A 25,999-nucleotide genomic window follows, 5' to 3' on the forward strand; every position below is an offset into this window, starting at 1 on the left:
TTTACTGAGTGCTTGATGACGCGAGTGGTGCCTCGCTACGTGTTCAGATTAGGGATAAAGGTGTGCAGCGAGTTAGTCAGATCCTTCTGACAACTTGCCTGATCCTGCGGGAGTGCGATCAAGCGTAGTTTTCCAGACTGGAAGCGGCAGACGACATCCATCGGCAAAAGAAAGGGAGGGCATCCATTGCCCTCCCCGCCTCGGTTAACGCTGACTGGACTTCACCTCAAGTAGCCAGAATGAAGTCTGAGGCAGTGATGGTTGTCGCATCGGCCACACCGACCAGGCGGATGGTTTCAGCGCCTCCTGCGGAGCTGAGCAGGGTATCCGCACCGACATCGGTGATGATGACAGTGCTGGCAAAGGTCGCAGCCGTGACACCGAATGCGGAAATATCGAGCAGATCCTGGCCCCCCGCCGCGTTGGCATCGAAGCCGATGATCTGGTCGGCCCCGAAGCCCGCCGCGAACAGGAAGACGTCGTTGCCAACGCTGGCGACCATCACATCGTCGCCGGCACCGCCAGTGACCCTATCGTTGCCCACTCCGCCATCGATAAAGTCATTGCCGATACCGCCCAGCAATGTGTCGTTACCGATACCACCATTGAGGGTGTCGCTGCCATCGCCGCCCTGGAGCAGATCGTTGCCGGTACCGCCATCCAGCACGTCATTACCCAGCCCACCCAGCAACGTGTCGTTGCCTGCGTCACCATTCAAGGCATCGTTTCCGTCACCACCGTCGAGGCCATCATCGCCGATACCGCCGTTCAGGGTATCGGTGCCTATGCCACCCAACAGCTGATCGTTGCCGATGTCACCATTGAGCGTGTCGTTACCTGCGTTGCCGGTAAGGATGTCGTTGCCGCTGTTGCCGTTGAGGGTGTCATTACCTGCCCCGCCGACGATGTTATTGTTCAGCCCGTTACCGTTACCGACGAAGTTGTTGACTCCGGTGTAAGCCAGGTTCTCGACATTATTACCAAGCACGTAGCTGGCCAGCGTCGTCTGCACGCTATCCGTACCGCCACCCGCCACCTCGAACACCCCATCAGCGACCACATCGACGATGTAGGTGTCGTTGCCAGCGCCCCCTGCCATCTGGTCAGCACCCGCACCGCCATCGAGGATGTCGTTACCCACCCCGCCGGTCAGGGTGTTAGCCAGCGCATTGCCCGTACCGGTGAAGTTACCTGTCCCCGTATAGGTCAGGTTCTCGACGTTGGCCCCGAGCAGGTAACTGGCCAGGCTGGTTTGCACCAGATCGGTACCACCGCCCAGCGCTTCGGTGACGCTGTCACCGACATTGTCCACCACGAAGGTGTCGTTGCCGGCACCGCCGTTCATGGCATCCGCGCCAAGCCCGCCGTTGAGGGTGTCGTTGCCGTCCCCGCCACTGAGGACGTCATTACCAACCCCGCCAGTGATGATGTTGGCCAGCGCATTACCGGTACCGGTAAAGCTGCCCGCACCGGTATAGGCCAGGTTCTCGAGGTTGGCACCCAGCACGTAGCTGGCCAGGCTGGTTTGCACCAGATCGGTACCGCCCAAGGCAAGCTCAGCGACAACGTCGCCAACATTGTCCACCACGAAGGTATCGTTGCCGAGACCGCCATTCATGGCATCCGCGCCGAGGCCACCGTTGAGAAGGTCGTCGCCGATATCGCCGTTGAGGATATCGTTGTCGTCTCCGCCGTTGAGGATGTCATTGCCGAGGCCACCTAGCAGTTGATCAGTACCGGCCAGACCATTGAGCGTATCGTTGCCGCTCAGGCCACTAAGCACATCGGCACCCCCGCCACCGGTGAGGGTGTCAGCGAGAAAGGTACCCACCAGCACCACGCCAGGCGTTACCGTAACGGCAGCGGTTGCCGCCGAGGTCAGCGTCTCCAGCGTACCGAAGCCGTCGGTATAACGCACGATCACCCGCAATTGCAGATTGCCCTGCGCAAAGCCCGGGGTGAAGGTCGCAGCGGTCGCGCCGTTAATGTCGGTGAAGGAAGCGCCAGTACCTTGCTGCCATTGGAAGCTGAAGGTGCCCAGCCCATCCTCATCGGCAATCCCGGCAGTCAGCGCGGTCAACACCTGTCCTTGATCCGGTGTCGTATCGCTGATCAGCAACGCACCGGTGGGTGCATCGTTGACGTTGGCGACCGGGTCCGAAGGGTCGGACGCCACGCTCTCGGATACACCAAAGTCATCCACGTAACTGACCACCACCCGCACCTGGTCGCCGGCCTGGTCCTGGCCAAGCGTGAACGTGCTACTGGTGGCTCCGACGATGTCGACGAAGCTGACCCCGTTGGTCGCCTGCCACTGGTAGGTGAACTGCGGATTGCTGAGGCCATCCAGATCGATGATGCTCGATGGGTCAGCCGTCAACACTTGGTCCTCTACCAAAAGCCCGGTGACCGTCGGCCCCGCGGTGGGTGCGCTGTTCGCCGACGAGTCGACGATTTCCAGCGTGCCCTTGGCATCCTGATACACCGCCCGAACGCGAATGTTCAGACCCGCCACATCGTCTGTCACCCGGTAGGTGGTCCCGGTCGCCCGCGAGGCTTCGCCGGCGGCAACAACGGTGATGTCCTCATAGATCCCCGTGCCTGGAATGTTTTCCACCTGCCAGTAGTAAGCCACCGCTCCGGACAACGTACCGGTCGGATTGGCGCCGCTTACGTTGTCCGCATCGTGTACGGCACGACCGCTGACGCGCAGCAACTGGCCGGCCACAGGCGTGTCGTCACGCAGACCGGTAGCATCATCGAGAATCGCCAGATGACCCGATGGCCCCTCGTCCAAGGCGCTACCAACGCCGGATGACTGCGCCAGGTCAGAGAATTGCAGACGCTCGATGCCCGTCAAGCGATCGACACCATCACGCCCCGCCACCAGATCCGTCACGATGACTGTATTGCCCTCGACAGAAACGATGTATTCCGTCGAATTACCGGAGAACACCGCGGTATCGAAGCTGTCATCGCCCGTCAGAATCTCCCGCTTGATGATCAACTGACCCGGGTTGTACGTACCGTTGAGCATGAACGGAACCAGTGGCTCCATGCTGTCGAAGGTAGCGATTTCCGGTCCGGTACCATCGGCATTTGCCCGGACGCTGATGCGTACGTTGAGCCACTTGTCACCATCGATGATGTCGTCGCCACCGCGACCCTCGATAAGGTCGCTGCCGCTGCCACCGAGGATGATGTTGCCGCCATCGAAGAACGTCGCTCCGGCCGGCAGCACATCCGCCAGGCCGTCGATCAGGTCGATGTTGGTCAGCACACTGCCGGTTGCACCTGCACCCGGTAACGATGCGGCATCTTGATTATCGCCGCGCAGGAAGTCACCGTGCGATGAACCCGACAGACCTTCCATGATGTCGAAACGCACCAGTGCCGAAGCACCCGAGCCCGGAACCGGCGGCACATCGAAAAAGCGGTCGCTGTAATCGATGCTCACGCCCTGGGCGAGCCCCTTGAAGGTTGCCCAGTCAAAGCCCGAGCCACCGATATAGCGGTCACCAAAGCCGAGACTGCCGACCATGATGTCGTCGCCGCCTTCACCGTTGAACTTGTCGTTCTCGTTGCCACCGATGAAGACATCGTTGCCGATGACCGGGTCGTTGCCCAGCGGATCGAAGTTGTCGCCAGGCGCACCGTCGGAGGTGCCCTTCTCGATCCAGTCGTCGCCTTCGTTACCCATGTCCTGTTCGTTGGCCTTGCTGCCCAGGATAAAGTCATTGCCCTGTCCACCAATGGCCTCGGAGGCGTCCTCACCGGTCACGATGAAGTCATTGCCGAACCCGCCGATGATCAGGTTGATGCCGTTACCACCGTGCAGCACGTCGTTGCCGTCGCCACCCTGGATGTTATCGTCGCCGCCCATATCGCTGATGATGTCGTCACCGGCACCACCGCGCAGCTGGTCGTTGCCGTCACCGCCCTCGATGCGGTCGTTGCCGCCGTCACCCCAGACGGTGTCATCGCCTTCACTCGCGATGAGGATGTCTGCATCGTTGGTACCGCCCAGCACGATGTGTTGGTCACCGGTGTACTTGATGTAGTTGGTGTCCGGTCCGGCAGTCAGCGGGTTGTCGCGGAACACCACCTGCTGGCCGTTCTCGTCCAGCGGGTCGGCATTGCCCAAGCCATCGTTGTACTGCTTGGACTGATCCCTCTCCAGATAGAAGCCCGGGTCCGAAAACACCAGGCCCGGCAAGTGCGTGGCCGAGGTGTTGGCCATGATCAGCTTGGCGAACGAGTTGCTTTCCAGCTCGGCATTCATCGACAGGCCAGAGGTGCGCTCCAGGTAGTAGAAGCGGTCGCCGTCCTGCAGTTTCTCCATTTGATTTTCGAACACAAAGTTGAAGGTCGAGCCGAGCATGCCGCCAAACGGCGTTTTCTCTTCGGCCAGGCCACCAATCCATAGATCGATGGCGTCGACCCCTGTGATCGTCACACCCTTCAGATCGTCGGCAGTCCCCAGAACCCCGTCTTTGCCCGCCCGCGTTACGTTGGCCCAGGTACCGGTGCCGTTGAGGAAGTCCAGGCGATCGGATGGCTCGTTGATCCCGCCATCGCCGAACACCAACAACATCGCCGCGGCACGCTTGCCTTCGAGCGTAGTCGCCCCCGTGATCGTGCTGTGCGTACCATAAGCCGCGATGAAGTTGATCAACGACTCCGGATGCTTGAGGTGCTGCACCAGGTCGACCCAGCTGCTGTACGGCTTGAGTTGGGTATCTCCGGTCTGGTTGTAGATGTCGCGGCGAATCGCATTGAGCGAGGGAATCCCCACGTCGCGACCACGGGCGATGTTGATCGCCGGCAGGTCAAGAGGCAGGCCCAGCAGGTTGTTGCGCAGTGCCTCGGTGACGAACTCGTCGATTTCGTTACCGGCTTGCCGAGTTACCCCGCGCACGATCGCACTGGTCGCATCCTCCGGCGTCACGCCACTGGCGGCATAGGCCAACGGGTTGAGGAATGCCGCGATCAAGCCCAGTTGCTGATCGGGATCAGCACTGCTCGGATCGCCAATCACGTCAAAATTGACGTCGTAGCGATCGACAGTCTCGGTCAGCATCGAGTGGCCAAACCGGTACACGGTGTGGGCAAACTCGGCGACGATCGAGGCATCAAGGTCGACGTCATAGACCTGGGTCGGTGCGAAGAACAGGTCAACGCGAGGCTGGATAGTCCGCGCAAACTCCTCGAACACCAGGTGCTGATACTGCATCTCGGTGCCGAACTTGGCCGCCTGGAACAGGCGCTCGCCATTCCACACCAACGCATCGATCTCGGCCTGGTTGACCGGCAAGGCAGCAACCGGCGAGAGCAGCCACTCGTTGAGGAAGGCCACGTCATTGGAATCGAGCACGGTGTCCTTGGTCTGCGCAACCAATCGATTGTGCTCGGCGTGGAAGATCGCATGCACTGCGGTCAGGCCGATGTTCTCGTTGACCCGGCCGTCACCGGCGATGTAGTGAGCGTCAAGCAGTTCGTTGTCGTAGGTCAGGTTGTTGCCGCCCGGGCCAACGGGCTGCGCGTTACCGACATCGACATCGCCATCCGCCTGCAGAACCCCGCCGACGACAACCGGCACAGCGTTATGGGCGATGTCGTTGAGGAAGGCATGGCCCGTGCGTACCGCGTTCACCAGGCTTACAGGGTTGGCCGGGTTGCCTTCGACGAGGGTCGTGACGTCATCGGCGTTGCCGGCGATACCGTCCAGCCCGTTGTTGAGCCGAATGACAACTTGCGGGAAGCCGTTCGGCCCCTTGATGAAGTTGCCATAGGCGTCCGTCGCCAGCAGCGGACTGCTGTCGATATCGGCGTCGGTGAGATCGATACCCAGCACATCACGTGCCTGCGCCTTGACCACTTTCCAGGTCGCCATGCCACCGATTTCGCTGTCGTCTCCAGTACCAAACTTGCCGTCCAGCCCAAGGTCACGGTTGGTGATGAGGTTGCCGGTCGCTTTGGGGCCATCCTCCGTCATCACGTATCCGCGCAGGAATACCTGGTGCGAGGGATGCGAGCTGTAGGTCTGGTTCTGGTCCACGAACGGCGTAGTGGTGTTGGTGTGTTCACGGACATCGTCGGCCGTGCCCAGCACGCCGTCCGCCCCTGGCTGGTTGGTCGCGCGGGTCAACACCATGAAATTGGTGTTGCCGCCCGGCACATACAGCGGGTCGTCCGGCTGCAGCGGGATGAACACAGTGCCTGAACCGCCTTTGGTCAACAGGTCCAGGCCATGGTCGAAGAACTGCCCGAAGAAGGTCATCCAGGCGTTGAACGGCGCGGACAATCCGGCATCCGCCGCGGTGTTCTCGAACAGGTACACATCGTGGTCGTCGCCGGTACCGAACTGGCCATCCATGCCAGGGCTGGCGACGATCCGTACCCCCTCCTTGAGCACGTCGTCGTTACCACTACCGGTTACGCCAAAGTCGAGATGACCGTTGGCCCCCGGGTCATAAGCCGTGGCATAGGCCGCCGGGTTGTTCGATGTCTGGTCGACGATCAGGTTACTGATGGTGCGCGGCTGCGAGTCAAACACAAAGCCGCTGGTTTGCTGATAAGACGATCCCGGAATGGCCGGCGAGCCGGGGCCAAAGAAACCGGCAGGTACACCTTCTGCCGGATTGAAGACCGGGTCGCTCAGCCGCGGGAAGAGGTTATCGGCAGCACCATACTGGGTGTGGTTGTTGCCGTTCAGGTTCAGCAGGTTGTTGTTCGACCCATCGACCGCACGCAGGCCCAACGGCGCGCGGATGTTCGGGATCAGCGAGAGCATGTCCTGGCCGGCCGCGTCAGCCTCGGCAATCTTGATCTGATCGAGGATGAAGTTGAGGTCGGAGCGGACCATGTGAAGGCCCTCGCCACCGGCCGTGGCATCGGCCACGGGTGTCGGCGACGTCGGTACGACCGGCGCGCCGGGAACGACCACGGCCGTCGGCTGCGAGAACACCACTTCAGTAGTGCCATGCCCATCCTGGTAGATTGCCTTGACCCGCAACGATAACCCGGCAAGGTCGGGCGAGACCTTGAACGTGGTGCCATCGGCACTCTGGAACGCCAGGTCGCCGGCCGGCAACAAGATGATGTCCTCGAAAACGCCGCTGCCTGGATCCGCCTCGAATTGCCAGTAGTAGGACACCGAGGAGTTGTTGAGGCTGCCCCCGATGTTATCGGCGTCGCTCACCCCGGCCACACTGACCGTCAGCACGTCGCCCACCGTGATTGCCCCGCCGTTTGCGTCGGCGATGTTCGGTCTGCCAACCGGTTGCGCGTTGAGCCCCGGCAGCAGCACTTGCTGGGTATCGGAGAACTGCAGGCGTTCGATATGCAGGAGGGTATCGGTGCCGTCGCGCCCTGCTACGGTATCGGCCACCGTCCAGACATCGTCCGCTGTATTGAGCGTACCGCGGGTGTCGCGCGTCACCACATACTCGGACTGCTGCCCGGAGAAAATCGCGGTGTCGTAGGCGGCTCCGCCTGTCGAGGTACCGGGCAGGATTTCCCGCACGGCCTTGAGCTGACCCGGGTTATAGGTACCGTCCATCATGAACGGGATCATCTCGACCATGCTGTCGAAGGAGGCGATCTCAGGGCCGCTATGGTTGGTGTCGTCAGGGGCATAAACCGCAATCCTGACGTTAAGCCATTTGTCGCCGTCGAGCAGGTCATCACCACCACGACCCTCGATCAGGTCGCTGCCATCGCCACCCAGGATGATATTGCCCGTGGCAAAGCCGGTGGTCGGCAAACCGGCGTCGGCCAGGAACTGCTCCAGCCCGCGGATCAACGCCACATTGGTCAGCGCACTGCCCGTCGTACCACCGTGGTCAACGATGGTGACCGCATCAACATTATCGCCCTTGAGCACATCGCCGAATTTCGAACCGGACAAACCTTCGACCTCGGCAAACCGGTCGAGGATCGAGGCCGGCGATGCGCCGACCGGGTTGAACGGCCCGTTGTTTTGATTTGGCGCGTTACCGTGTGGCTGCGCTAGCGCGGCCATGGTCAGGTCGACGGTCACGCCGATCTTGTCATTCTTATGGGTCACCCAGTCGAAGCCCGACATACCGTCCATATTGTCCTGGGCATCGCTGCCGACGAAGATGTCATCGCCCCCCTCGCCGATCATTTCGTCGAAGCCAGCGCCACCGATAAAGATGTCGTTGCCGATCACATCATCGTTGGCCAACGGCGAGGCGTTATCGCCAGGTGCACCGTCCTGGGTGCCCTTCTCGATCCAGTCGTCACCTTCGTTGCCGGTCGGTGGCAAGTTGGTCTTGGCACCGAGAATGAAGTCGTCGCCCTGGCCGCCGAAGGTGGTGCTGATGTCTTCGGTGGTGACGATGAAGTCCTGGCCATCGCCACCCAGGATCAGGTTGCCCCCGGCCAGCATGCTGCCGGCGATGATCACGTCGTTACCGGCGTTGCCTTCCAGACGGTTGTCACCGAACGAATCGGTGATGATGTCATCACCGGCGCCGCCCAGGACCGCGTCGTTGCCGGCGCCGCCTTCCAGGCGGTCGTTGCCGCCGTCACCGTAAAGCGTGTCATCGCCTTCACTGGAGATGATGATGTCATCGCCGGCGGTGCCTCCCAATACCACATGGTCCGCACCGTTGTACTGCAGGAAATTGCTGTCTGCCCCCTGGGTGTCGGGGTTGTCGCGAACCACCAGCTTGACGATTTCCACGCCGTTGATCATCAGGCCGCCCGTCGGGTCGGCTTGGCCGTCCGCACCCAGGCCAGTGAACTGATTGACCTGATTCACTTCGAGGGTGAACGTTGGCGTCAGGAACACGGTGTTCGACAGATGGGTGACATCGCTGTTGAGCATGATCAACTTGGCAAAGGAGTTGTTCTCCAATTCGGTGCCGAAGTTCAGGCCTGCAACGCGCGACAGATAGTAGAACCGGTCGCCGTTCTGCAACGCCTCCATCTGGGTTTCAAACACGAAGTTGAAGGTAGAGCCGAGCATGCCGCCAAACGGCATCTTCTGCTCGGCGAGACCACCGACCCAGAAGTCGATGTCGTCGACACCGGTGGTGGTCACACCGTTGACCATGGCGTAGATGCCCGAACTGTTGAGAAAGTCCAGACGATCCGCTTCAGTGGCGGTAAAGGTACGCTCATCGGCAGTACCGGCGTTGATGACCGCGCTGCCGCCAAACACGAGGGCCGCGGCAATCGCACGCATCTCGACCAGCGTATCGACATCGGCCGCCGTCAAGGCCCCGTGGGTGCCGAAGGCTGCGATGAAATTGACCAACGATTCAGGGTGCTTGAGGTTATTGGCCAGATCCGCCCAGCTGATGTACGGCTTGAGCTGGCTGTCGCCCGTCATCTCGTAGAATTCACGCCGCGCCTCGTTCAACGTCGGAATGCCTGTGTCGCGACCGCGCGCCAGGTTCAGGGCCGGCAAATCGAGCGGCAGCCCCAGCAGGTTGTTGCGCAAGGCTTCGGTGACGAATTCGTCGATTTCGTTGCCCAGTTGGCGGGTCACACCGCGAATGATCGCGCCTGCCGCTTCGTCCGCCGTCGCGCCACTGCCCGCGAAGGCGAGCGGGTTGAGGAAGGCCGCGATCAGGCCCATTTGCGAGTCCGGGTTGTCAGGGTCAGTGAGCAGCGGATTGAACTCTGGGTCGAAGCGATCGACCGTTTCAGTCAACATCGAGTGACCAAAGCGGTACACCACGTGGGCGAACTCGGCGAGGATGGCCGGATTGATCGAGGTGTCATAGCCGTTGGGTGCGAGGAATTCATCGATTTGCGGCTGGACGGTCCGCGCAAACTCTTCGAAAACCAGGTGCTGGTACTGCATCTCGGTGCCGAACTTGGCGGCCTGGAACAGGCGCTCGCCGTCCCACACCAACGCTGCGATTTCGGCAAGCGAAGCCGGCATTGCGGCGACGTCATCCACCAACCACTCATTGAGGAACGCCAGATCGCCCGCGGCCAATATGGTTTGCTTGGATTGCTCAACCAGGCGGTTGTGTTCCGAGTGGAACACATGGTGCACAGCCGTCAGGCCGATGTTCTCGTTGACCCGGCCATCGCCGGCAATGTAGTGGGCATCGAGCAATTCGTTGTCATAGGTCAGGTTGTTGCCACCTGGGCCAGCGGGCTGCGCATTGCCGACATCGGTGTCGCCGTCCGCCTGCAAATTCCCACCGACCACGACCGGCGCGGCATTGTGGGCGATGTCGTCGAGGAAGGCATGCCCGGTGCTCACGGCGCTGGCCAGACTGATCGGCGCATCCCGGTTGCCTTCGACCAGTTGAGTCACGTCATCAGCTGTTCCGGCGATACCGTCGGCACCGTTACTGACGCGCATCACCACCTGCGGCATGCCGCTCGGCCCGCGAATGAAATTGCCATATGCATCGGTCGCCAACAGCGGCACGCTGTGCACATCAGCATCGGTGAGGTTGATCCCGAGAATGTCACGGGCCTGGGCTTTGACCACTGCCCAGGTCGCCATGCCACCACTCGCGCCGTCGCCATCATCGGCCGTGCCGAACTTGCCATCGGCGCCGAGATCGCGGTTGGTAATCAAGCGCCCCGTGGCAACCGGCTCGCCAGCCGCATTGAGCATGTATTCACGCAGAAACACCTGATGCGACGGGTGCGAGCTGTAGGTCTGGCTCTGATCAACGAACGGCGAGGTGGTGTTGGGCTGCCCATCATCGGCTGTGCCGACGACACCGTCCACGCCGGCAGTACGCACGGCACGTGACAACACCATGAAGTTGGTTGGGCCGCCCGGTACATACAATGGATCATCGGGCTGCAGCGGGATAAAAACGATGTCGGTACTGCTCTTTGTAACCAGGTCCAGGCCGTGGTCGAAGAACTGGCCGAAAAAGGTCATCCACGAGTTGAAGCCGGCAGTCAGGCCGACGTCCGGCGACTCGTTGGGAATGAAGAACACTTCTTTGTCGTCGTCGGTACCGAACACGCCGTCCAGCCCGGGACTGATCACCGGGTCGGCGCCACCGTTGGCTGCAACGGCGGCCGGGTTGTTGGCGGTCTGGTCGTTGATCAGGTTACTGATAATCCGTGGCTGCGCGTCAACTACCGTCCCGGTCCCGGCATAAGCCGCTCTGTAGGAAGCGTCCAGCAGACGCAGGAAGGAGTTGTCCGCAGCGCCAAATTCGGTTTGCCCGGCGACCAGGTTGTTGTAGCTGCCATCGACGGTACGCAGGCCGAAAGGCACCTGACTGTTGGGTAGCAAATCACTGAGGCTGGTGCCGGCCGCATGCGCTTCCGCGATGAAGATTTGCTTGAGGATGAACTCCAGATCCGACTTGTTGAAATTGGCCATTTCGATTGCCCTCGATCTATATGGGAAAGGCTCGGGACGAAGAAATCCGCCCGCGCCAAGTCACGTGCTGGCTTGCGCAGTTCTTTGTTTCAGTGTTTGGCGAGAGCAGGCATGGAACAGGCAAAGCCGTTCTCTGCGCCGGTGAATGCGCGCCTGGAATTCGCGTTTTCAATTGCTCGCTGAGTAATCAGCCAGAGCGATTCCGAGCCGTTGGTGGCCCATGGAATCTGGAAGTCGAAGCGAACTTCCGGAGTAGCTCCGTGACTGCGAGGTAGAACGAGATGCTCGACATGCTGTGCTCCTTCAAGAAACACCGTGGCCTGCGTTGCCAAAGCGATGGCAGGCTTCAGGAGGGCGTCTCCCCAACCATGACTAAAGTTCCATAGCAACTAGCTGTCAATATTTCGGCACAAAAAAAGATCACCCAAATTTGGGTACTCAACTAATTGTTCTTAAAGGATATATAGAAATTCAAGATTATCTGTAGAGCGAAATGTTATTTAAAACTGTATCGCTAGAGAAACAAACGCCACCTACGCTCCAAGGCAGAAGGAAAATATTTTTTGAACTTTTTCGAGAGCGCTACAACTTGCGTCGATGAGCCGACCATGCCCCTACATCTAGGGGCCGGCACAACACTTGCACAAGCTGCCTTGCCTCATCGCAAACCGGATTTCGGAGAGGGATTATCAACATGCACAAGCAGTCGAACATCCGATCCGAACTTGCCGCCGCGATTTTTCGCCTGCGCCGCAGTTTTTATTCACTGGCCGCGTTCAGCGGCGTGATAAACGTCATGATGTTGACGCCGGCCGTGTACATGCTCCAGGTCTATGATCGGGCACTGGTCAGCCGAAACGTCACCACTTTGACGATGTTGACGTTACTGGTGATCGGGCTGTTCCTGCTGATGTCCACGCTGGAACTGGTCCGCACCCGAGTGCTGATCCGGGTCGGCAACTGCCTGGACATGGACCTCAACCGACGCGTTTTCACCGCCGCATTCGAGCGTAATCTGAATCGCGCCGGAGGCAATCCAGCCCAGGCCCTGCAAGATCTCTCACAGGTTCGACAGTTCATCACCGGCAATGCCCTGTTCGCTTTCTTCGATGCACCGTGGACGCCGATCTATTTGCTGGTTGCCTACCTGATCCACCCACTGCTTGGACTGGTCACCCTGATCGGATCACTGATTCTGGTGGGCCTGGCCTATCTCACCGAAAAGGCCACGCAGAAACCCCTGGCCGAAGCCAATCATGCCGCCCTCTCTTCCGCCTGCTACGCCAACAACAACCTGCGTAACGCTGAAGTCATCGAGGCCATGGGCATGCTGCCGTCGATTGGCAAACGCTGGTACCAAAGCCATTTGCGCATCCTGGAAATGCAGACCCTGGCCTCCGATCGCGCCGCTCTGATCAGCAGCATCGGGCGCTTCGTGCGCATCACCTTGCAGTCACTGATCCTCGGCGCGGGCGCGCTGCTGGCCATCGAAGGCAAGATTACCCCCGGGATGATGATTGCGTGCTCGATCCTCACCGGCCGCGCACTGGCCCCGGTGGAACAAGTGATCGCGTCATGGAAACAACTGCTCGGTTGCCGCTCGGCCTGGAGCCGGCTCAACGAGATGCTGGAAGACTTTCCGCGCCGACCACCCAGCATGCCGCTGCAGCGCCCGCTGGGCATGCTCGGGGTGGAGAATGTGTATGCAGGCTCACCCGGTACCAGCAACACGATTTTGCGCGGGGTAAGTTTCAACCTTTCGCCGGGCGAAAGCCTCGGGGTTATCGGCCCATCCGCCTCGGGAAAATCCACCCTCGCCCGCTTGCTGGTCGGCGTCTGGCCGACACAGGCCGGCAAAGTGCGCCTTGACGGCGCGGACATATTCACCTGGAACAAGGGCGAACTCGGACCCTGGCTCGGTTACCTGCCACAGGACGTGGAACTGTTCGAAGGCACCATCGCCGAAAACATTGCGCGCTTTGGCGAAGTGGACAGCGACGCGGTCATCCAGGCCGCGAGGACGACAGGGGTGCACGAGATGATCCTGCGTTTTGCGCAGGGTTACGAGACCCGCCTGGGCACCGATGGCAGCCCCCTTTCCGGCGGCCAGAAGCAGCGCATCGCCCTGGCCCGCGCATTGTATGGAGAGCCCAATCTGATTGTGCTGGACGAGCCGAACGCCAACCTCGACGACGTCGGCGAAAAGGCTCTGGTCGATGCCCTGGGCCAGCTGAAGAAGCGCGGTGCCACCGTCATTCTGATTTCCCACCGCCCGAACGTACTCTGCGCCGTCGATAAGGTGCTGATGCTGCGCGACGGCGGCGTGCAGATGCTGGGCACACGGGACGAAGTATTCGCAGCGCTGCGCAAGGCCAGTGTGATGCCTGCAGGCACGTCGACTCCGCTGGCCTCCGTTAAAGCACGGGAGTGACCCGATCATGCAGATGAGCCCACACACGGACTTGATTCACGCCGATCCCAGAAACGAGGTCGATCTGGACGTCGGCAAACCCCTGCGCCGGGGCATGTGGCTGGTGCTGGCCGGCTTCGGCGGTTTCCTCCTGTGGTCCTGGCTGGCGCCGTTGGATGCCGGCGTGGTTGCGACAGGCACGGTAAAAGTCACCAGCAACCGTAAAGCCGTACAACATCTGAGCGGTGGCACGGTGGAAGCCATTTTTGTTCGCGAAGGCGATGCCGTGAAACAAGGCCAGGAAGTCGTCCGCCTCGACTCACTGCGCGCCGTTGCCGAACAGGGTGCCGTAAGCGCCCAGTACATCGTCAGCAAGACCGTTGAAAACCGCCTGGAAGCGGAACGGGACGGGCGCGACGTGGTGACCTTCGATCCCGAATTGCTCAAGCGATTCGGCAATGACCCCCGCCTGGTCGCCGCCATGAATTTGCAACAGCGCTTGCTGGATACACGGCGCGCCGGCCTCGCTGGCGAAATCAGCATCCTCCAGGAAAACCTCGCGGCATCGGCAGTGCAGCTCAAGGGTCTGCAGCAGGTCTATGGCGCCCGCGCCTCGCAGATCAACTTCCTCAACCAGGAACTGCAAGGCACCCGCGTGCTGGCGGCCGAAGGCTATGTGCCGCGCAACCGCCTGCTCGAACTGGAACGCAGCAACGCCGACCTCTCCGCAGGCCAGGCGGAAAACCTGAACAACATCGCTCGCATACGCAGCCAGACCACCGAAATCAAACTGCGCATCTTGCAGCGCCAGCATGATTACCAGAAGGAAGTCGAATCGCAGCTCACCGACACCGCCAAGGAAAACACCACCCTGGCCGACCGCTTGCGGGCGCTGGACTACGAAGTGACCCACACGGTCATTCGCTCGCCCATCGATGGCATGGTGCAGTCCCTGAGCATCGCCACCATCGGCGGGATCATTCAGCCGGGCTTCAAGATCATGGAAATCGTTCCGGGCAACGAACCCCTGCAAGTCGACGCGATGATTCCCGTCCAGGCCATCGACAAAATGGTTCCCGGCCTGGACGTGGACATCGCGTTTCCGGCTTTCAACCATGCCCAGACACCCAATATTCCTGGCCGAGTAAAGACCGTTTCCGCCGACCGCCTGCTCGACGAGGAAAGCAAGCAACCGTTCTATCTGGCTCAGGTAGAAGTCACGCCCGATGGCATGAGTCTGCTGGGCAGCAATCACATTCGCCCGGGCATGCCCGCCAGCGTCACGATCAAGACTGGCGAGCGCAACTTGATGAGCTATCTTCTCAAACCGATGCTCGAACGTGTCGACAGCGCCTTCAAGGAACAATGAAATGGACCGTCATTGCCTGATTTTCTGCCTGCTGGGATTGTCACTCCCGGCCAGCGCCATGGACCTCAAACAAGCCTGGGATCTGCTGCAATACCAAGGCCCCGTCTACCGCGCCGCGGTGCATGAAAAAGAGGCCGGCCTGGAAAACCGCGCCATCGGCCAGGCCGGCCTGCTACCGCAGATCAGTGCCTCGGCCTACGACAACAAGGTCAACGGCACCCAGCGCCAGAGCGGTGTCGAACGGGATCTGGACTACGACTCCAAGGGCGCCAACGTGCGGTTGCGCCAACCGCTGTTCAACAAACAGAAAATGGCCGAGTACCGCCAGGGTCAGCAACGCGCCGACTACAGCGTCGCGGTGTTCGATGCCAAGAGCCAGGACGCGGCAGTACGACTGGCCGAAAGCTACTTCGACGTGCTCCTGGCCAGCGAAACCATCGTGCTCGCCAAGTCCAAATTGAACGCCTTCGATGAGCAACTCGCCTCTGCGAAACGGCGTATGGAGCTGGGGGCCGGCACCATCACTGACATCGACGAGTCGATCGCTCGCCGCGACCTGGCCGAAGCCGAGCTGATCGAAGCGCAGGACAAGCTGATCAATGCGCGTCGCAAGCTTGAGGAGTTCATCGGAGAAACCCCTGAATCGCTGACCACGTTGCGTCCCGGCTTCGAAACGCCACCGCTGCTGCCGAGCAACCTTCAAGACTGGTTGATCAAGGCCCAGACCGATAGCCCGCTGATCCATGCGCGCAGGCACAGCAGCAACCTCGCCGAAGAAGAAGTGAAGCGTGCCCGGGCTGGTCACTGGCCGACACTGGATTTTGTGGCCGGCTACACCGCAGGCGACAGCCAATCAATCTCCGAGCTCAATCAACGCAACCGCTACGGCTCCATCGGGCTGGAAGTCAATTTCCCGCTGTACAACGGCGGCGGCACCAGCGCCCTGACACGCCAGGCCAGCGCAAACAGTTTCAAGGCCCTGGATGAACTCGACGCCACGCGACAGGAAGTGATCTCCGGAACCACCCGCGAGTTTGCCGGCATACACAGCGGTGCCAAGCGCATTCAAGCGCTGGAGCGGGCCGTGGAGTCCAACGAACGCTCACTGATGTCGACACGCAAAGGCTTCAAGGAAGGCGGTACCAACACCAACTCGGACGTCCTCAACGCCGAAGAGTTGCTGTACGTTGCACGCCACGATCTGTTCGAAGCGAAGTTGCGCTACCTGATGTCGCGTCTGCGCCTGGCTTCTTCGGTAGGCAGTCTGGGTGACGACGACATCAATCAAATCAACGACTACCTTGGTCCGGAACTGCTGGTCACCAACTAACGTTCAGCTGAGAGCCGGTCGAGGCAATTGAAAACCGACCGGCTTTGCTGACCAGTCATTTTTGACATTCCCTTCTGTTGAAAAACTTTCCCTTAACCGCATATAACCCCCTGCAAATAGGTATTATTCTCTCGCAACCGCTGACTTTCTTGGATCCAAACACTGTCCAAAACAAGACAATTACCATTCGCACAAGTGGGGATCTACACCCAATAAGTTGGGGAATCACCACCAAACTTGAGGAATATCACCCACCCTCTGACCCTGTCACTTACATCACTCATCACAACAGTCAACAAAATTGAACTTTCTTTTCGCCCTGCGGTAATGGCTCATTTGTTGCTCCACCCTGTGTACCCGCATCAGCTGTCGTCCCGAACGTGGAGACGGCGGGGCATTACGCGAGGGGTGAACAATGAAAAGCCTGACACCACCATTCAATTCCATCCACTTGCTGCGCAGGTCAAGCCTGTCCTGTGCAGTGCTTCTGACCCTCAACACTGCCCATGCCGTGCCGCTCGACGACTTCAGTCAGCCGCCACCGACGGACCCCTCCGCGTATTCCAATCCGCCTGCCGACCCTGCGGCAGCGCTGGAAGCCTTGAAAACCATGCCCGAGACCAACCAGGGCGCGCTGGCCCTGCCGAACGGCGCGTACGGGGACCGCAACACCCCGCGCACTGAAAACGTGCTGCCGCCGAGCCTGCAAACCTCGTTCAAAATCCCCACCAACGGCAAACCCAGCCCATTGTTCGGGGCGCAACCCTTCACCCAGCAATTGCTGCTGTTGGAGGAGTTCGGCACGGAAAAACTCGACCCGACCCTGCCCGCGCCACCGCTGACCTTCCCCGTGCCTCTCGCTGGTCCAGCGCCACAACAGGACCCGAACAGCATCGCTCGCAGCGGCCCGTCGTGGTCAGCACTGGAAGCGTTCATGCGCCAGCCCGGGCTCTATCCGTTTCCGTCGCAATACTCCAACGTGCTGGATCGCAATCCGTGGAAGTCGCAGGTTGAAGCTTTCCTCAACCGCCATCCGGTCGGTTCGCCGGCTGAAGGTCGTCCGCCGGGAAAAGGCTGGTCCCATCAGCGTTGGAACGAGTTCTACCCGCAGGTCGCTTTCAAAACCGTGCAAGCGGGCGCCAGAATCAACGGCGGCATGCGCGACCGCAGGCAGATGCACAACTATGCCGTCGGTGAGTTCGGACCTGGTGGGCTCTATTACCAGACCTCGGACAACCCCAACATTGTCGGCACCACCAAAGGCATCGACACCCGCTTTCACCCCAACATGCCGATCCAGAACCACAAAGCGCTGTGGACCTTCGACGGCACCTTCCCGGTAAAACTGCTGATGGCGCGGCATGGCCAACCGGTGCTGATGCGTCACTACAACGCCCTGCCCATTGATCCAGCGGCCAACATGGGTTTTGGTCTGCACACCCTCAGCACCCACGAACACAACGGCCACTCCCCGGCCGAAAGCGACGGCTATACCAACGCGTTTTTCTTTCCGGGGCAGTACTACGACTATCGCTGGCCACTGCAACTGGCCGGCTACGACACCACCAACACCAAGGCCGAAGACCCACGCGCGGCGTTCCCCTGCGCACCGGGCGAAACCCTGTTCGTCAACGATGCCAGCCCGGGTCTGAAGACCTGCAACAACGGCACCATCAAGATCCGTGGCGACTGGCGCGAAACCATGAGCACCCACTGGTTCCACGACCACATGCTCGATTTCACCGCACAGAACGTCTACAAGGGCAACGCGGTGATGATGAATTATTACAGCGCCCTGGATCGTGGCAATGAGGCGATGGAAGACGGCGTCAACCTGCGCTTGCCCAGCGGTTCGGCATTGCCCTGGGGCAACCGCGACTATGACGTCAACCTGATGGTGGCCGACAAGGCCTGGGATAAGAACGGTCAGCTGTGGTTCAACCCGTTCAACACCGACGGCTTTCTTGGCGATCAGATCCTGGTCAACTGGCAGTATCAGCCGCGCCTGAAAGTCCGCGCGCGCAGCTACCGCTTCCGCATTCTCAACGGCTCGGTATCGCGCTATTTCCGCATCGCGCTGGTCCGCGAAATCGCCGGAACCGGCGGTGAGTTCCCGGGGCCGGCAGGTTCCGGCGTGTCCTTCGCCCGGGTGCCGTTCCACCTGATCGGCAACGACGGTAACATCATGGAACACGCCGTGCCGTTCGACGGCAGCATGGACCTGGATGCCGACGGAGACCTGCAGGACCACAACGCCATCCTCCCCGCCCAAGGCATTGCTGAGCGTTACGACATCATCGTCAACTTCGCGAAAAACGGCATCAAGACCGGCGACAAACTGTACTTCGTCAACTTGATGGCGCATCAGACCGGCAAAGGGCCGGAGATGGATCCGCTCAGTCTGGCCGACGTGCTGTCCGGCAAGTACAAGGCGGTGCTGAAGCTGGGCAGCAAAGGGCTGGAATGGGACAACGGCGATCCGGTGGTGGGCAAGTTTCTGCAACTGGTGGTTCAGCCTTACAGCGGCACGGACGTGAGTATGAACCCGGCTGATTATGAACCGGCCAAACCCGGCAAAGCCGCTGGCAAGGTCATGATCCCACTGACCCTTAACCGCGACGATCCGACCGTCCAAACCAAACTCAAGGCGGCCCGGCATCGCGAGTTCATCTTCGGCCGCTCCGACGGCACCGACCAGGAACCCTGGACGATCAAGACCGACGGTGGTTTTGGCTACCAGCATGACTCACGGCGCATAAACGCCGCCCCGCAACTGGCCAACGGCCCAACCGACGCTGGCTACAGCGGCGACGGCACGCTGGAAGTGTGGAAAATCAAGAACGGCGGCAACGGCTGGACCCACCCGGTGCACGTGCACTTCGAAGAAGGCATCGTTCTCAACCGCGACGGCAAGGCCCCGCCTGAATGGGAAAAAGGCGCGCGCAAAGACGTCTATCGCATCGGCGAAGGCATCGACAGTTCAGTGGACGTGGAAATAGCTGTCCGCTTCCGCGAGTTCGCCGGAACCTACATGGAGCACTGCCACAACACCCAGCACGAGGACACTTCGATGCTGCTGCGCTGGGACGTCGAGAAGCCTGGCCAATTCCAGTTGATGCCAACACCCCTGCCCGGCTGGGACGGCGTTACCTACGTGAACTCTGCGGCGCTGCCGACCTTTCGCACAGGTGAAGTCGAAAACAAAAAACCGCTCGCCTATCCCGACAGCGCTGTCAGCAGCGACGGCAGACCGCTGACGATAAATGTCCTGGCCAACGACAACGACCCTGACGGTAACGTACCGCTCAAAGTGACAGGCCTGACGCAACCGGGTGTCGGCAAGGGCACGGTCAGCACTGATGGCGCACGTGTGGTCTACACGCCACCGGCCACAATCGCCGCGCCGTTCACGGCAAGCTTTACTTATCAGGCCAGCGATACCAGGAACGCCCTGTCGGCACCGGCGACGGTGACTGTGACTGTCTCGGCACCGATAACCCAGTGACAGTTAGCGCAGCAACCAGGGCGGGGATTTGGCCCGCCCCTTGCTGTGGCAGATTCAAGCACTCATCAATCGGCGGAGGTGGTCATGGCAGGACAAGCAATGATGGCAGTGCTCATCACTGCCTTGGTCGCTGCCGTGATCATCATCGCCACTGTAGCCGCATCCGCGGTGGCCGTCTGGGTGACCGGCGCAACGTTCGCGGCCATTGGCCTTATCGAGAAAGTTGCGCCGGATATTCAACTGCTGGCCACACTCTCACTGACACCACAACCGGCAATGCTCATGGCGGCGATGCAAGCCACGGGGCTTGTGAGCATTACGCAACTGATGCAGGAAGTTAATCTGGTGATGATTATTGTCACGCTCTGAATCTTTGTTTTTCCACTTTCTCCTGCATCTATCTCCCTCGTACAGCCAGTCAAATGCAGCCCCCAAACAGGTCACCGGATTCAGGGTATTTCCCCAACGTCGGGGTCACTGGCAGCCTTGGCAGGCTCTGCCAAATCCGCTCTGAAATCATCGCTATTGTATCGCCCGGCAACGCGACCGACTGACCGGGAGCGGTTGCGAATGAGCCGATCCCGGCCTATGGTCCAGACACAACAATATCGACAACCGGCGCCATGACCGGCCGCCCCTTTTGTTCATCCTGTGCGCATATGCGCAGTGAGGTGACCACATGCCTGATAACTCCCGCCCCGCGGTACTTGAACTGATCGGCAACACGCCACTGGTGCGTGTCAGCCGTTTCGATACCGGCCCCTGCACCCTGTTTCTCAAGCTCGAATCACAAAACCCCGGCGGCTCCATCAAGGACCGCATCGGTCTGGCCATGATCGACGCCGCCGAGCGCGACGGTCGCCTGCGACCCGGTGGCACGATCGTCGAAGCCACCGCTGGCAATACTGGCCTGGGCCTGGCGCTGGTCGGCCGCGCCAAAGGTTACCGGGTGGTGCTGGTGGTGCCGGACAAGATGTCCACCGAGAAAGTCCTGCACCTCAAGGCCATGGGCGCCGAGGTTCACATCACCCGATCCGATGTCGGCAAGGGTCATCCGGAGTATTACCAGGACGTTGCCGGACGCTTGGCGAGTGAGATTCCCGATGCCTTTTTTGCTGATCAATTCAACAATCCGGCCAACCCGCTGGCCCACGAGTGCAGCACCGCGCCGGAGATCTGGGCGCAGACCCAGCACGATGTCGATGCCATTGTCGTCGGTGTCGGTTCGGCCGGCACACTGACCGGCCTGACCCGTTTCTTCAAGCGCGTACAGCCGGAGCTGGAGATGGTGTTGGCGGACCCGGTCGGCTCAGTGATGGCCGAATACAGCCGCAGCGGCGCCATCGGCACCCCGGGCTCCTGGGCAGTGGAAGGCATCGGCGAGGACTTTATCCCGTCGATTGCCGACCTCTCCAGCGTGCGCCACGCCTACTCGATCAGCGATGAAGAAAGCTTCGATCACGCTCGCCAGTTATTGCGCGCCGAAGGCATCCTCGGTGGCTCTTCGACCGGCACCCTGTTGGCAGCGGCGTTGCGCTATTGCCGCGAACAGACCGCGCCCAAACGCGTGGTCAGCTTTGTCTGCGACACCGGCACTCGCTATCTGTCGAAGGTCTACAACGACCAATGGATGAGCGACCAGGGCTTGCTGCAAAGCAAACGCTACGGCGACCTGCGCGACCTGATTGCGCGGCGCTTCGAGGACGGCCGGGTGATCAGCGTCGGCCCCGACGACACTTTGCTCACCGCGTTCCAGCGCATGCGCCTGGCGGACGTCTCGCAACTGCCGGTGCTGATCGATGGCCAGCGCCTGGTCGGGGTGATCGATGAATCCGACATTTTGCTGCGGGTGCATCAGGACGCTTCGCACTTCCGCCTGACTGTCGCCGACGCCATGACCGACAAACTGCAAACCCTGCCACCCGCCGCCAGCCTCGCTGAACTGCAGGAAGAACTCGACCGCGGACTGGTGGCGATCATCGCCGACGCCTCAGGCTTCCACGGCCTGATCACCCGGGTCGACTTGCTCAATCATCTACGGAGATCCCTTGCATGAGTCAGCACGATAAAACGGGCGCCGCCCATGGTTTTGCCACCCGAGTGATTCACGCCGGGCAAGAGCCGGACCCGTCCACCGGGGCGTTGATGCCGCCGATCTATGCCAACTCCACTTACCTGCAGCAAAGTCCGGGCGTACACAAGGGCCTCGACTACGGGCGCTCGCACAACCCGACACGCTGGGCACTGGAACGCTGCGTGGCTGATCTGGAGGGCGGCTCCCGGGCGTTCGCCTTCGCTTCCGGCCTGGCGACCATTTCCACGGTGCTGGAACTGCTCGATGCGGGCTCGCACATCGTTTCTGGCAACGACTTGTACGGCGGGACTTTCCGCCTGTTCGACAAAGTGCGCCAACGCAGCGCCGGGCATCGATTCAGTTTTGTCGACCTGACCGACCTGTCGGCGTTCGAGGCGGCGTTGCAGGATGACACCCGCATGGTCATGGTCGAGACGCCGAGCAATCCGCTGCTGCGGCTCTCGGACCTGGCCGCCATCGCCCGCATCTGCCGCGCTCGCGACATCATCTGCGTGGCCGACAACACCTTTGCCAGTCCGTGGATCCAACGGCCACTGGAGCTGGGTTTCGATATCGTGCTGCACTCGACCACCAAGTATTTGAACGGTCACTCGGATGTGATCGGCGGCATCGCTGTGGTCGGCCAGAACGCCGAACTGGCGGAGCGCCTGGGTTTCCTGCAAAACGCCGTGGGCGCCATCGCCGGGCCGTTCGATGCCTTTCTCACCTTGCGCGGGGTCAAGACCCTGGCGCTGCGCATGGAGCGCCACTGCAGCAACGCGCTGGAACTGGCGCAATGGCTGGAGCAACAACCGCAAGTGGCGCGCGTCTACTACCCAGGCCTGCCCTCACACCCGCAGCACGAACTGGCGCGCCAGCAAATGCGCGGCTTCGGCGGGATGATTTCCGTCGACCTCAATACTGACCTGGCCGGCTCCAGACGCTTCCTCGAAAACGTGCAGATCTTCGCCCTCGCTGAAAGCCTGGGCGGCGTTGAAAGCCTGATCGAACACCCGGCGATCATGACCCACGCCACCATCCCCGTGGAAACCCGCGCGCAACTGGGCATCGGTGATGCGCTGGTGCGACTGTCGGTGGGGGTCGAGGACGTCGAAGACTTGCGCGCGGATCTCGCACAGGCGTTGGCACGCATTTAACGCCGCCGTAGCAGCGGGTACATTCACCCTTGAACACTGGATTCACATTTTTCGGATAATCAAGACATGTCCAACCCAGACACTTCCCTGCAAGACACCGCTGCACCCGACGGCGTTTGTTACGGCTGCGGTGGCAGCAACCCACACGGACTGCACATCAAGAGTTACTGGCATGAGGACGGCAAACATGTCGTTGCCGAGCATGTACCCGAAACCAAATACTGCGGCTGGCCGGACCTGGTCTACGGCGGCTTGATCGCGATGCTGGTGGACTGCCACTCGAACTGGACGGCGATGGCCTTTCATTACCGACAGGAAAACCGCGAAGTCGCGAGCCTGCCGCGGATCAATTGCGTCACCGGCAACCTGGGCATCAAATTCATCAAGCCGACACCCATGGGCGTGCCGCTGACGTTGCGGGCGACCGTTGAAGGCGAAGTCGGACGCAAAACCCGAGTCATCTGCGAGGTCTTCGCCGGGGACGTACTGACAGCGGTGGGCGACTCGGTTTTCGTCCGGGTCGACACCGGGCAACTCGCCGACGCCGCGCACGGCCGATAGCGCAGCGCCGCTGTGAGCCGCAGAGTGATCAATCAGCGACATCCGCTCATGTTCAACAAAGGAGTGCAGCAATGAAACTCAGACATTCACTGGCGGCGCTGACGATCAGCCTCGGTGTCTACGGCTGCACCTCATCCTCAAACCATGGCGTCTTCGTGAACCTTGATGCGACCCGACAGAATGCCGGTCAGATCGGCAATGTCACGTTGTCCGATTGGGGCAAACAGACCGGACTGAGCTTCTTCATCAGCGGCGCTCCAATGGGATCCACCCTGCCCTTGCGCCTCTACAGTTTTATCAACAAAGGCAGCTGCCAGCAGCCCGGCCCGGTCGCCTACGCCATGAACGACCGGGTCAACACCGAGCGCCAACCCATACGCGGCTGGACCTTTTCCAGAAGCGTACCGGTGGCATTGCCTGAACTGCTGACCAGTGAGCATCACATACTCGTGCGCACGGCTGCGACCGATGGCAACGTTGATATTTTTTGTGGGGATATCAAGCAGTCGACCATGGCGCAATAGCCACACTCGCTCACAAGGAAAAAACATGAAAATCGTAGTCACCAGCGTGATGGTCGACGACCAGGACAAGGCACTGGCCTTCTACCGGGACGTACTCGGTTTTGAACTCAAGCATGACATCCCGATGGGCCAGTTCCGCTGGCTGACGCTCACCTCGACCGGCGATCCCGACGGCGTCGAATTGCTATTGGAGCCCGATGCCCACCCGGCAGCGAAACCGTTCAAGTCGGCGATCAAACAGGACGGGATTCCCTACACCTCATTCGGCGTCGACGACGTTCACGCCGAGTACCAACGGCTGCTCGCTGCTGGCGTGCACTTCACTCAGCCACCAACAGCGATGGGGCCGGTGACGACCGCGGTGTTCGATGATACGTGCGGCAATCTGATCCAGATTGCGCAAAAGAACTGAACCGTCATTCACACCGGCGAAATGGTCGCGAGCACGCCAATCAGAATCGTCACAACCAAAAAACCACCGAGGAAAATCGCCATTTTGCCCATAAAGGCCTCCTGCATATTGAAGTTGCGGTGCACCGCGTCCGAGTCGCGGAACGGGTCACTATAGTGAGGCGCAAACTGCACTCATTACAGATGCAGAAAACATAAAATAATACGGATCAGATACAAATCCCTGCAGGAGCGAGCCTGCTCGCGACGGGCGTCAACGATAACGCGTGCTTCCTGAAGAAACACGGGCGCTCTCAGGTGCATCGCGAGCAGGCTCGCTCCTACAACCGACAGCTCACAAAAAACCCGCTGACCGTTACCGGTTCAGCGGGTTTTCTTTACTGCGGATCAGCTAAATCAGGCATCCCACCTCAACGGCAGAACAACTGGATCACAAAGCCATATCAGCCGCAGCATTTTCCTTCGGTGCTTTCGGTGCTTCTGCCGGAACAGTAACCGGAGCAGCCTGGCCAATCGCCGGCGGCGGGGTCAGTTCCAGCACCTTGGCGGTGTAGGCCCACTCCTGCGCAACCTTTTCAGGGCTGGCGTTCAGTTGTGTGCCATAGCTCGGCACGATCTGGTGCAGTTTTTCCTGCCAGGCCGGGGTGGCGACCTTGTCCTTGAAGACCTTCTGCAGCACGCTCAGCATGATCGGTGCGGCGGTCGAAGCACCTGGGGAAGCGCCCAGCAGGCCGGCGATGGTGCCGTCTTGCGAAGCGACGATTTCGGTGCCCAGTTTCAGCACACCACCGGCGGCTTCGTCACGCTTGATGATCTGCACGCGCTGGCCCGCTTGCCACAGGCGCCAATCTTCGGCCTTGGCATTCGGGAAGTATTCTTTCAGGGCGTTGAGGCGGTCTTCGTCCGACAGCATCAGTTGACCTGCAAGGTACTCGACCAGCGGGTATTCCTTGATGCCGACCTTGGTCATCGGCCACACGTTGTGCGTGGTGGTGGTGGTCAGCAGGTCCAGGTAGGAACCTTCTTTGAGGAACTTGGTGCTGAAGGTCGCGAATGGGCCAAACAGGATCACGCGCTTGCCGTCCAGCACACGGGTGTCCAGGTGCGGAACCGACATCGGCGGTGCGCCAACGGAAGCTTTACCGTAGGCCTTGGCCAGGTGTTGCTCGGCGAGGGTCGGGTTTTCGGTCACGAGGAACGAGCCGCCCACCGGGAAACCTGCGTATTCCTTGGCTTCAGGAATGCCGGACTTTTGCAGCAGATGCAGGGCACCGCCGCCGGCACCGATGAACACGAACTTGGCGTCGGTTTCGGTTT

Annotated in this window: 13 protein-coding genes; 10 read left to right on the plus strand and 3 right to left on the minus strand. The window is 60.6% G+C overall.

Features of this window, described 5'->3' with window-relative positions; translation table 11 throughout:
* Positions 1–226: 226 nt before the first annotated feature.
* Entirely contained in the window at positions 227–11,341 is an 11,115-nt protein-coding gene (locus D8V06_RS06070) for a peroxidase family protein (protein WP_130930616.1), read from the minus strand.
* A gap of 694 nt (positions 11,342–12,035) precedes the next feature.
* On the opposite strand from D8V06_RS06070, the gene D8V06_RS06075 reads away from it, so the two are divergent.
* The 10 genes from D8V06_RS06075 (at position 12,036) to D8V06_RS06120 (ending at position 24,683) form a co-directional block, all read left to right on the plus strand.
* A complete protein-coding gene (locus D8V06_RS06075; protein WP_130930617.1) occupies positions 12,036–13,772 on the plus strand; it encodes a type I secretion system permease/ATPase in 1,737 nt (578 codons plus the stop codon).
* A gap of 7 nt (positions 13,773–13,779) precedes the next feature.
* Entirely contained in the window at positions 13,780–15,120 is a 1,341-nt protein-coding gene (locus D8V06_RS06080; protein WP_056853382.1) for an HlyD family type I secretion periplasmic adaptor subunit, read from the plus strand.
* 1 nt (position 15,121) lies between these two features.
* Entirely contained in the window at positions 15,122–16,450 is a 1,329-nt protein-coding gene (locus tag D8V06_RS06085) for a TolC family outer membrane protein (RefSeq protein WP_056853381.1), read from the plus strand.
* A gap of 415 nt (positions 16,451–16,865) precedes the next feature.
* Entirely contained in the window at positions 16,866–19,955 is a 3,090-nt protein-coding gene (locus D8V06_RS06090) for a multicopper oxidase domain-containing protein (RefSeq protein ID WP_241667783.1), read from the plus strand.
* An 84-nt stretch (positions 19,956–20,039) separates the two neighbouring features.
* A complete protein-coding gene (locus D8V06_RS06095; protein ID WP_130930618.1) occupies positions 20,040–20,324 on the plus strand; it encodes a hypothetical protein in 285 nt (94 codons plus the stop codon).
* A 310-nt stretch (positions 20,325–20,634) separates the two neighbouring features.
* Positions 20,635–22,011 carry a pyridoxal-phosphate dependent enzyme gene (locus tag D8V06_RS06100; RefSeq protein ID WP_130930619.1) on the plus strand — a complete coding sequence of 459 codons (1,377 nt, stop codon included), beginning with the start codon at positions 20,635–20,637 and terminating at the stop codon, positions 22,009–22,011.
* Positions 22,008–23,186 (plus strand): PLP-dependent aspartate aminotransferase family protein, encoded by a 1,179-nt coding sequence (locus D8V06_RS06105; RefSeq protein WP_130930620.1) that lies wholly within the window; start codon positions 22,008–22,010, stop codon positions 23,184–23,186. The genes D8V06_RS06100 and D8V06_RS06105 overlap by 4 nt, the downstream gene beginning before the upstream one ends.
* Positions 23,187–23,252: 66 nt before the next feature.
* Positions 23,253–23,747, plus strand: coding sequence for a PaaI family thioesterase (locus tag D8V06_RS06110; protein ID WP_130930621.1), 495 nt, complete (start codon positions 23,253–23,255; stop codon positions 23,745–23,747).
* Positions 23,748–23,818: 71 nt separating this feature from the next.
* Positions 23,819–24,271, plus strand: coding sequence for a hypothetical protein (locus D8V06_RS06115; RefSeq protein WP_130930622.1), 453 nt, complete (start codon positions 23,819–23,821; stop codon positions 24,269–24,271).
* 25 nt (positions 24,272–24,296) lie between these two features.
* The gene (locus tag D8V06_RS06120) at positions 24,297–24,683 is read left to right on the plus strand and encodes a VOC family protein (protein WP_056853374.1); all 387 of its coding nucleotides are present in this window, start codon (positions 24,297–24,299) and stop codon (positions 24,681–24,683) included.
* Between the two features lie 8 nt (positions 24,684–24,691).
* Here D8V06_RS06120 and D8V06_RS30340 read toward each other — a convergent pair whose 3' ends face one another.
* Both D8V06_RS30340 and D8V06_RS06125 read right to left on the minus strand, forming a co-directional pair.
* On the minus strand, positions 24,692–24,856 hold the full coding sequence (locus D8V06_RS30340; RefSeq protein ID WP_177434384.1) for a hypothetical protein: 165 nt from the start codon (positions 24,854–24,856) through the stop codon (positions 24,692–24,694).
* Between the two features lie 256 nt (positions 24,857–25,112).
* Positions 25,113–25,999 (minus strand): malate:quinone oxidoreductase (locus D8V06_RS06125; protein ID WP_130930623.1); only part of this gene is annotated, 887 nt, incomplete at its 5' end.

The organism is Pseudomonas sp. Sample_24 (assembly GCF_004307605.1).
Taxonomy (GTDB): Bacteria; Pseudomonadota; Gammaproteobacteria; order Pseudomonadales; family Pseudomonadaceae; genus Aquipseudomonas.

Excerpts from the sequence above, each read along its gene's own strand:
- D8V06_RS06070 (WP_130930616.1), bottom strand. The coding sequence starts at position 11,341 with ATGGCCAATTTCAACAAGTCGGATCTGGAGTTCATCCTCAAGCAAATC.
- D8V06_RS06075 (WP_130930617.1), top strand. The coding sequence starts at position 12,036 with ATGCACAAGCAGTCGAACATCCGATCCGAACTTGCCGCCGCGATTTTT.
- D8V06_RS06080 (WP_056853382.1), top strand. The coding sequence starts at position 13,780 with ATGCAGATGAGCCCACACACGGACTTGATTCACGCCGATCCCAGAAAC.
- D8V06_RS06085 (WP_056853381.1), top strand. The coding sequence starts at position 15,122 with ATGGACCGTCATTGCCTGATTTTCTGCCTGCTGGGATTGTCACTCCCG.
- D8V06_RS06090 (WP_241667783.1), top strand. The coding sequence starts at position 16,866 with ATGAAAAGCCTGACACCACCATTCAATTCCATCCACTTGCTGCGCAGG.
- D8V06_RS06095 (WP_130930618.1), top strand. The coding sequence starts at position 20,040 with ATGGCAGGACAAGCAATGATGGCAGTGCTCATCACTGCCTTGGTCGCT.
- D8V06_RS06100 (WP_130930619.1), top strand. The coding sequence starts at position 20,635 with ATGCCTGATAACTCCCGCCCCGCGGTACTTGAACTGATCGGCAACACG.
- D8V06_RS06105 (WP_130930620.1), top strand. The coding sequence starts at position 22,008 with ATGAGTCAGCACGATAAAACGGGCGCCGCCCATGGTTTTGCCACCCGA.
- D8V06_RS06110 (WP_130930621.1), top strand. The coding sequence starts at position 23,253 with ATGTCCAACCCAGACACTTCCCTGCAAGACACCGCTGCACCCGACGGC.
- D8V06_RS06115 (WP_130930622.1), top strand. The coding sequence starts at position 23,819 with ATGAAACTCAGACATTCACTGGCGGCGCTGACGATCAGCCTCGGTGTC.
- D8V06_RS06120 (WP_056853374.1), top strand. The coding sequence starts at position 24,297 with ATGAAAATCGTAGTCACCAGCGTGATGGTCGACGACCAGGACAAGGCA.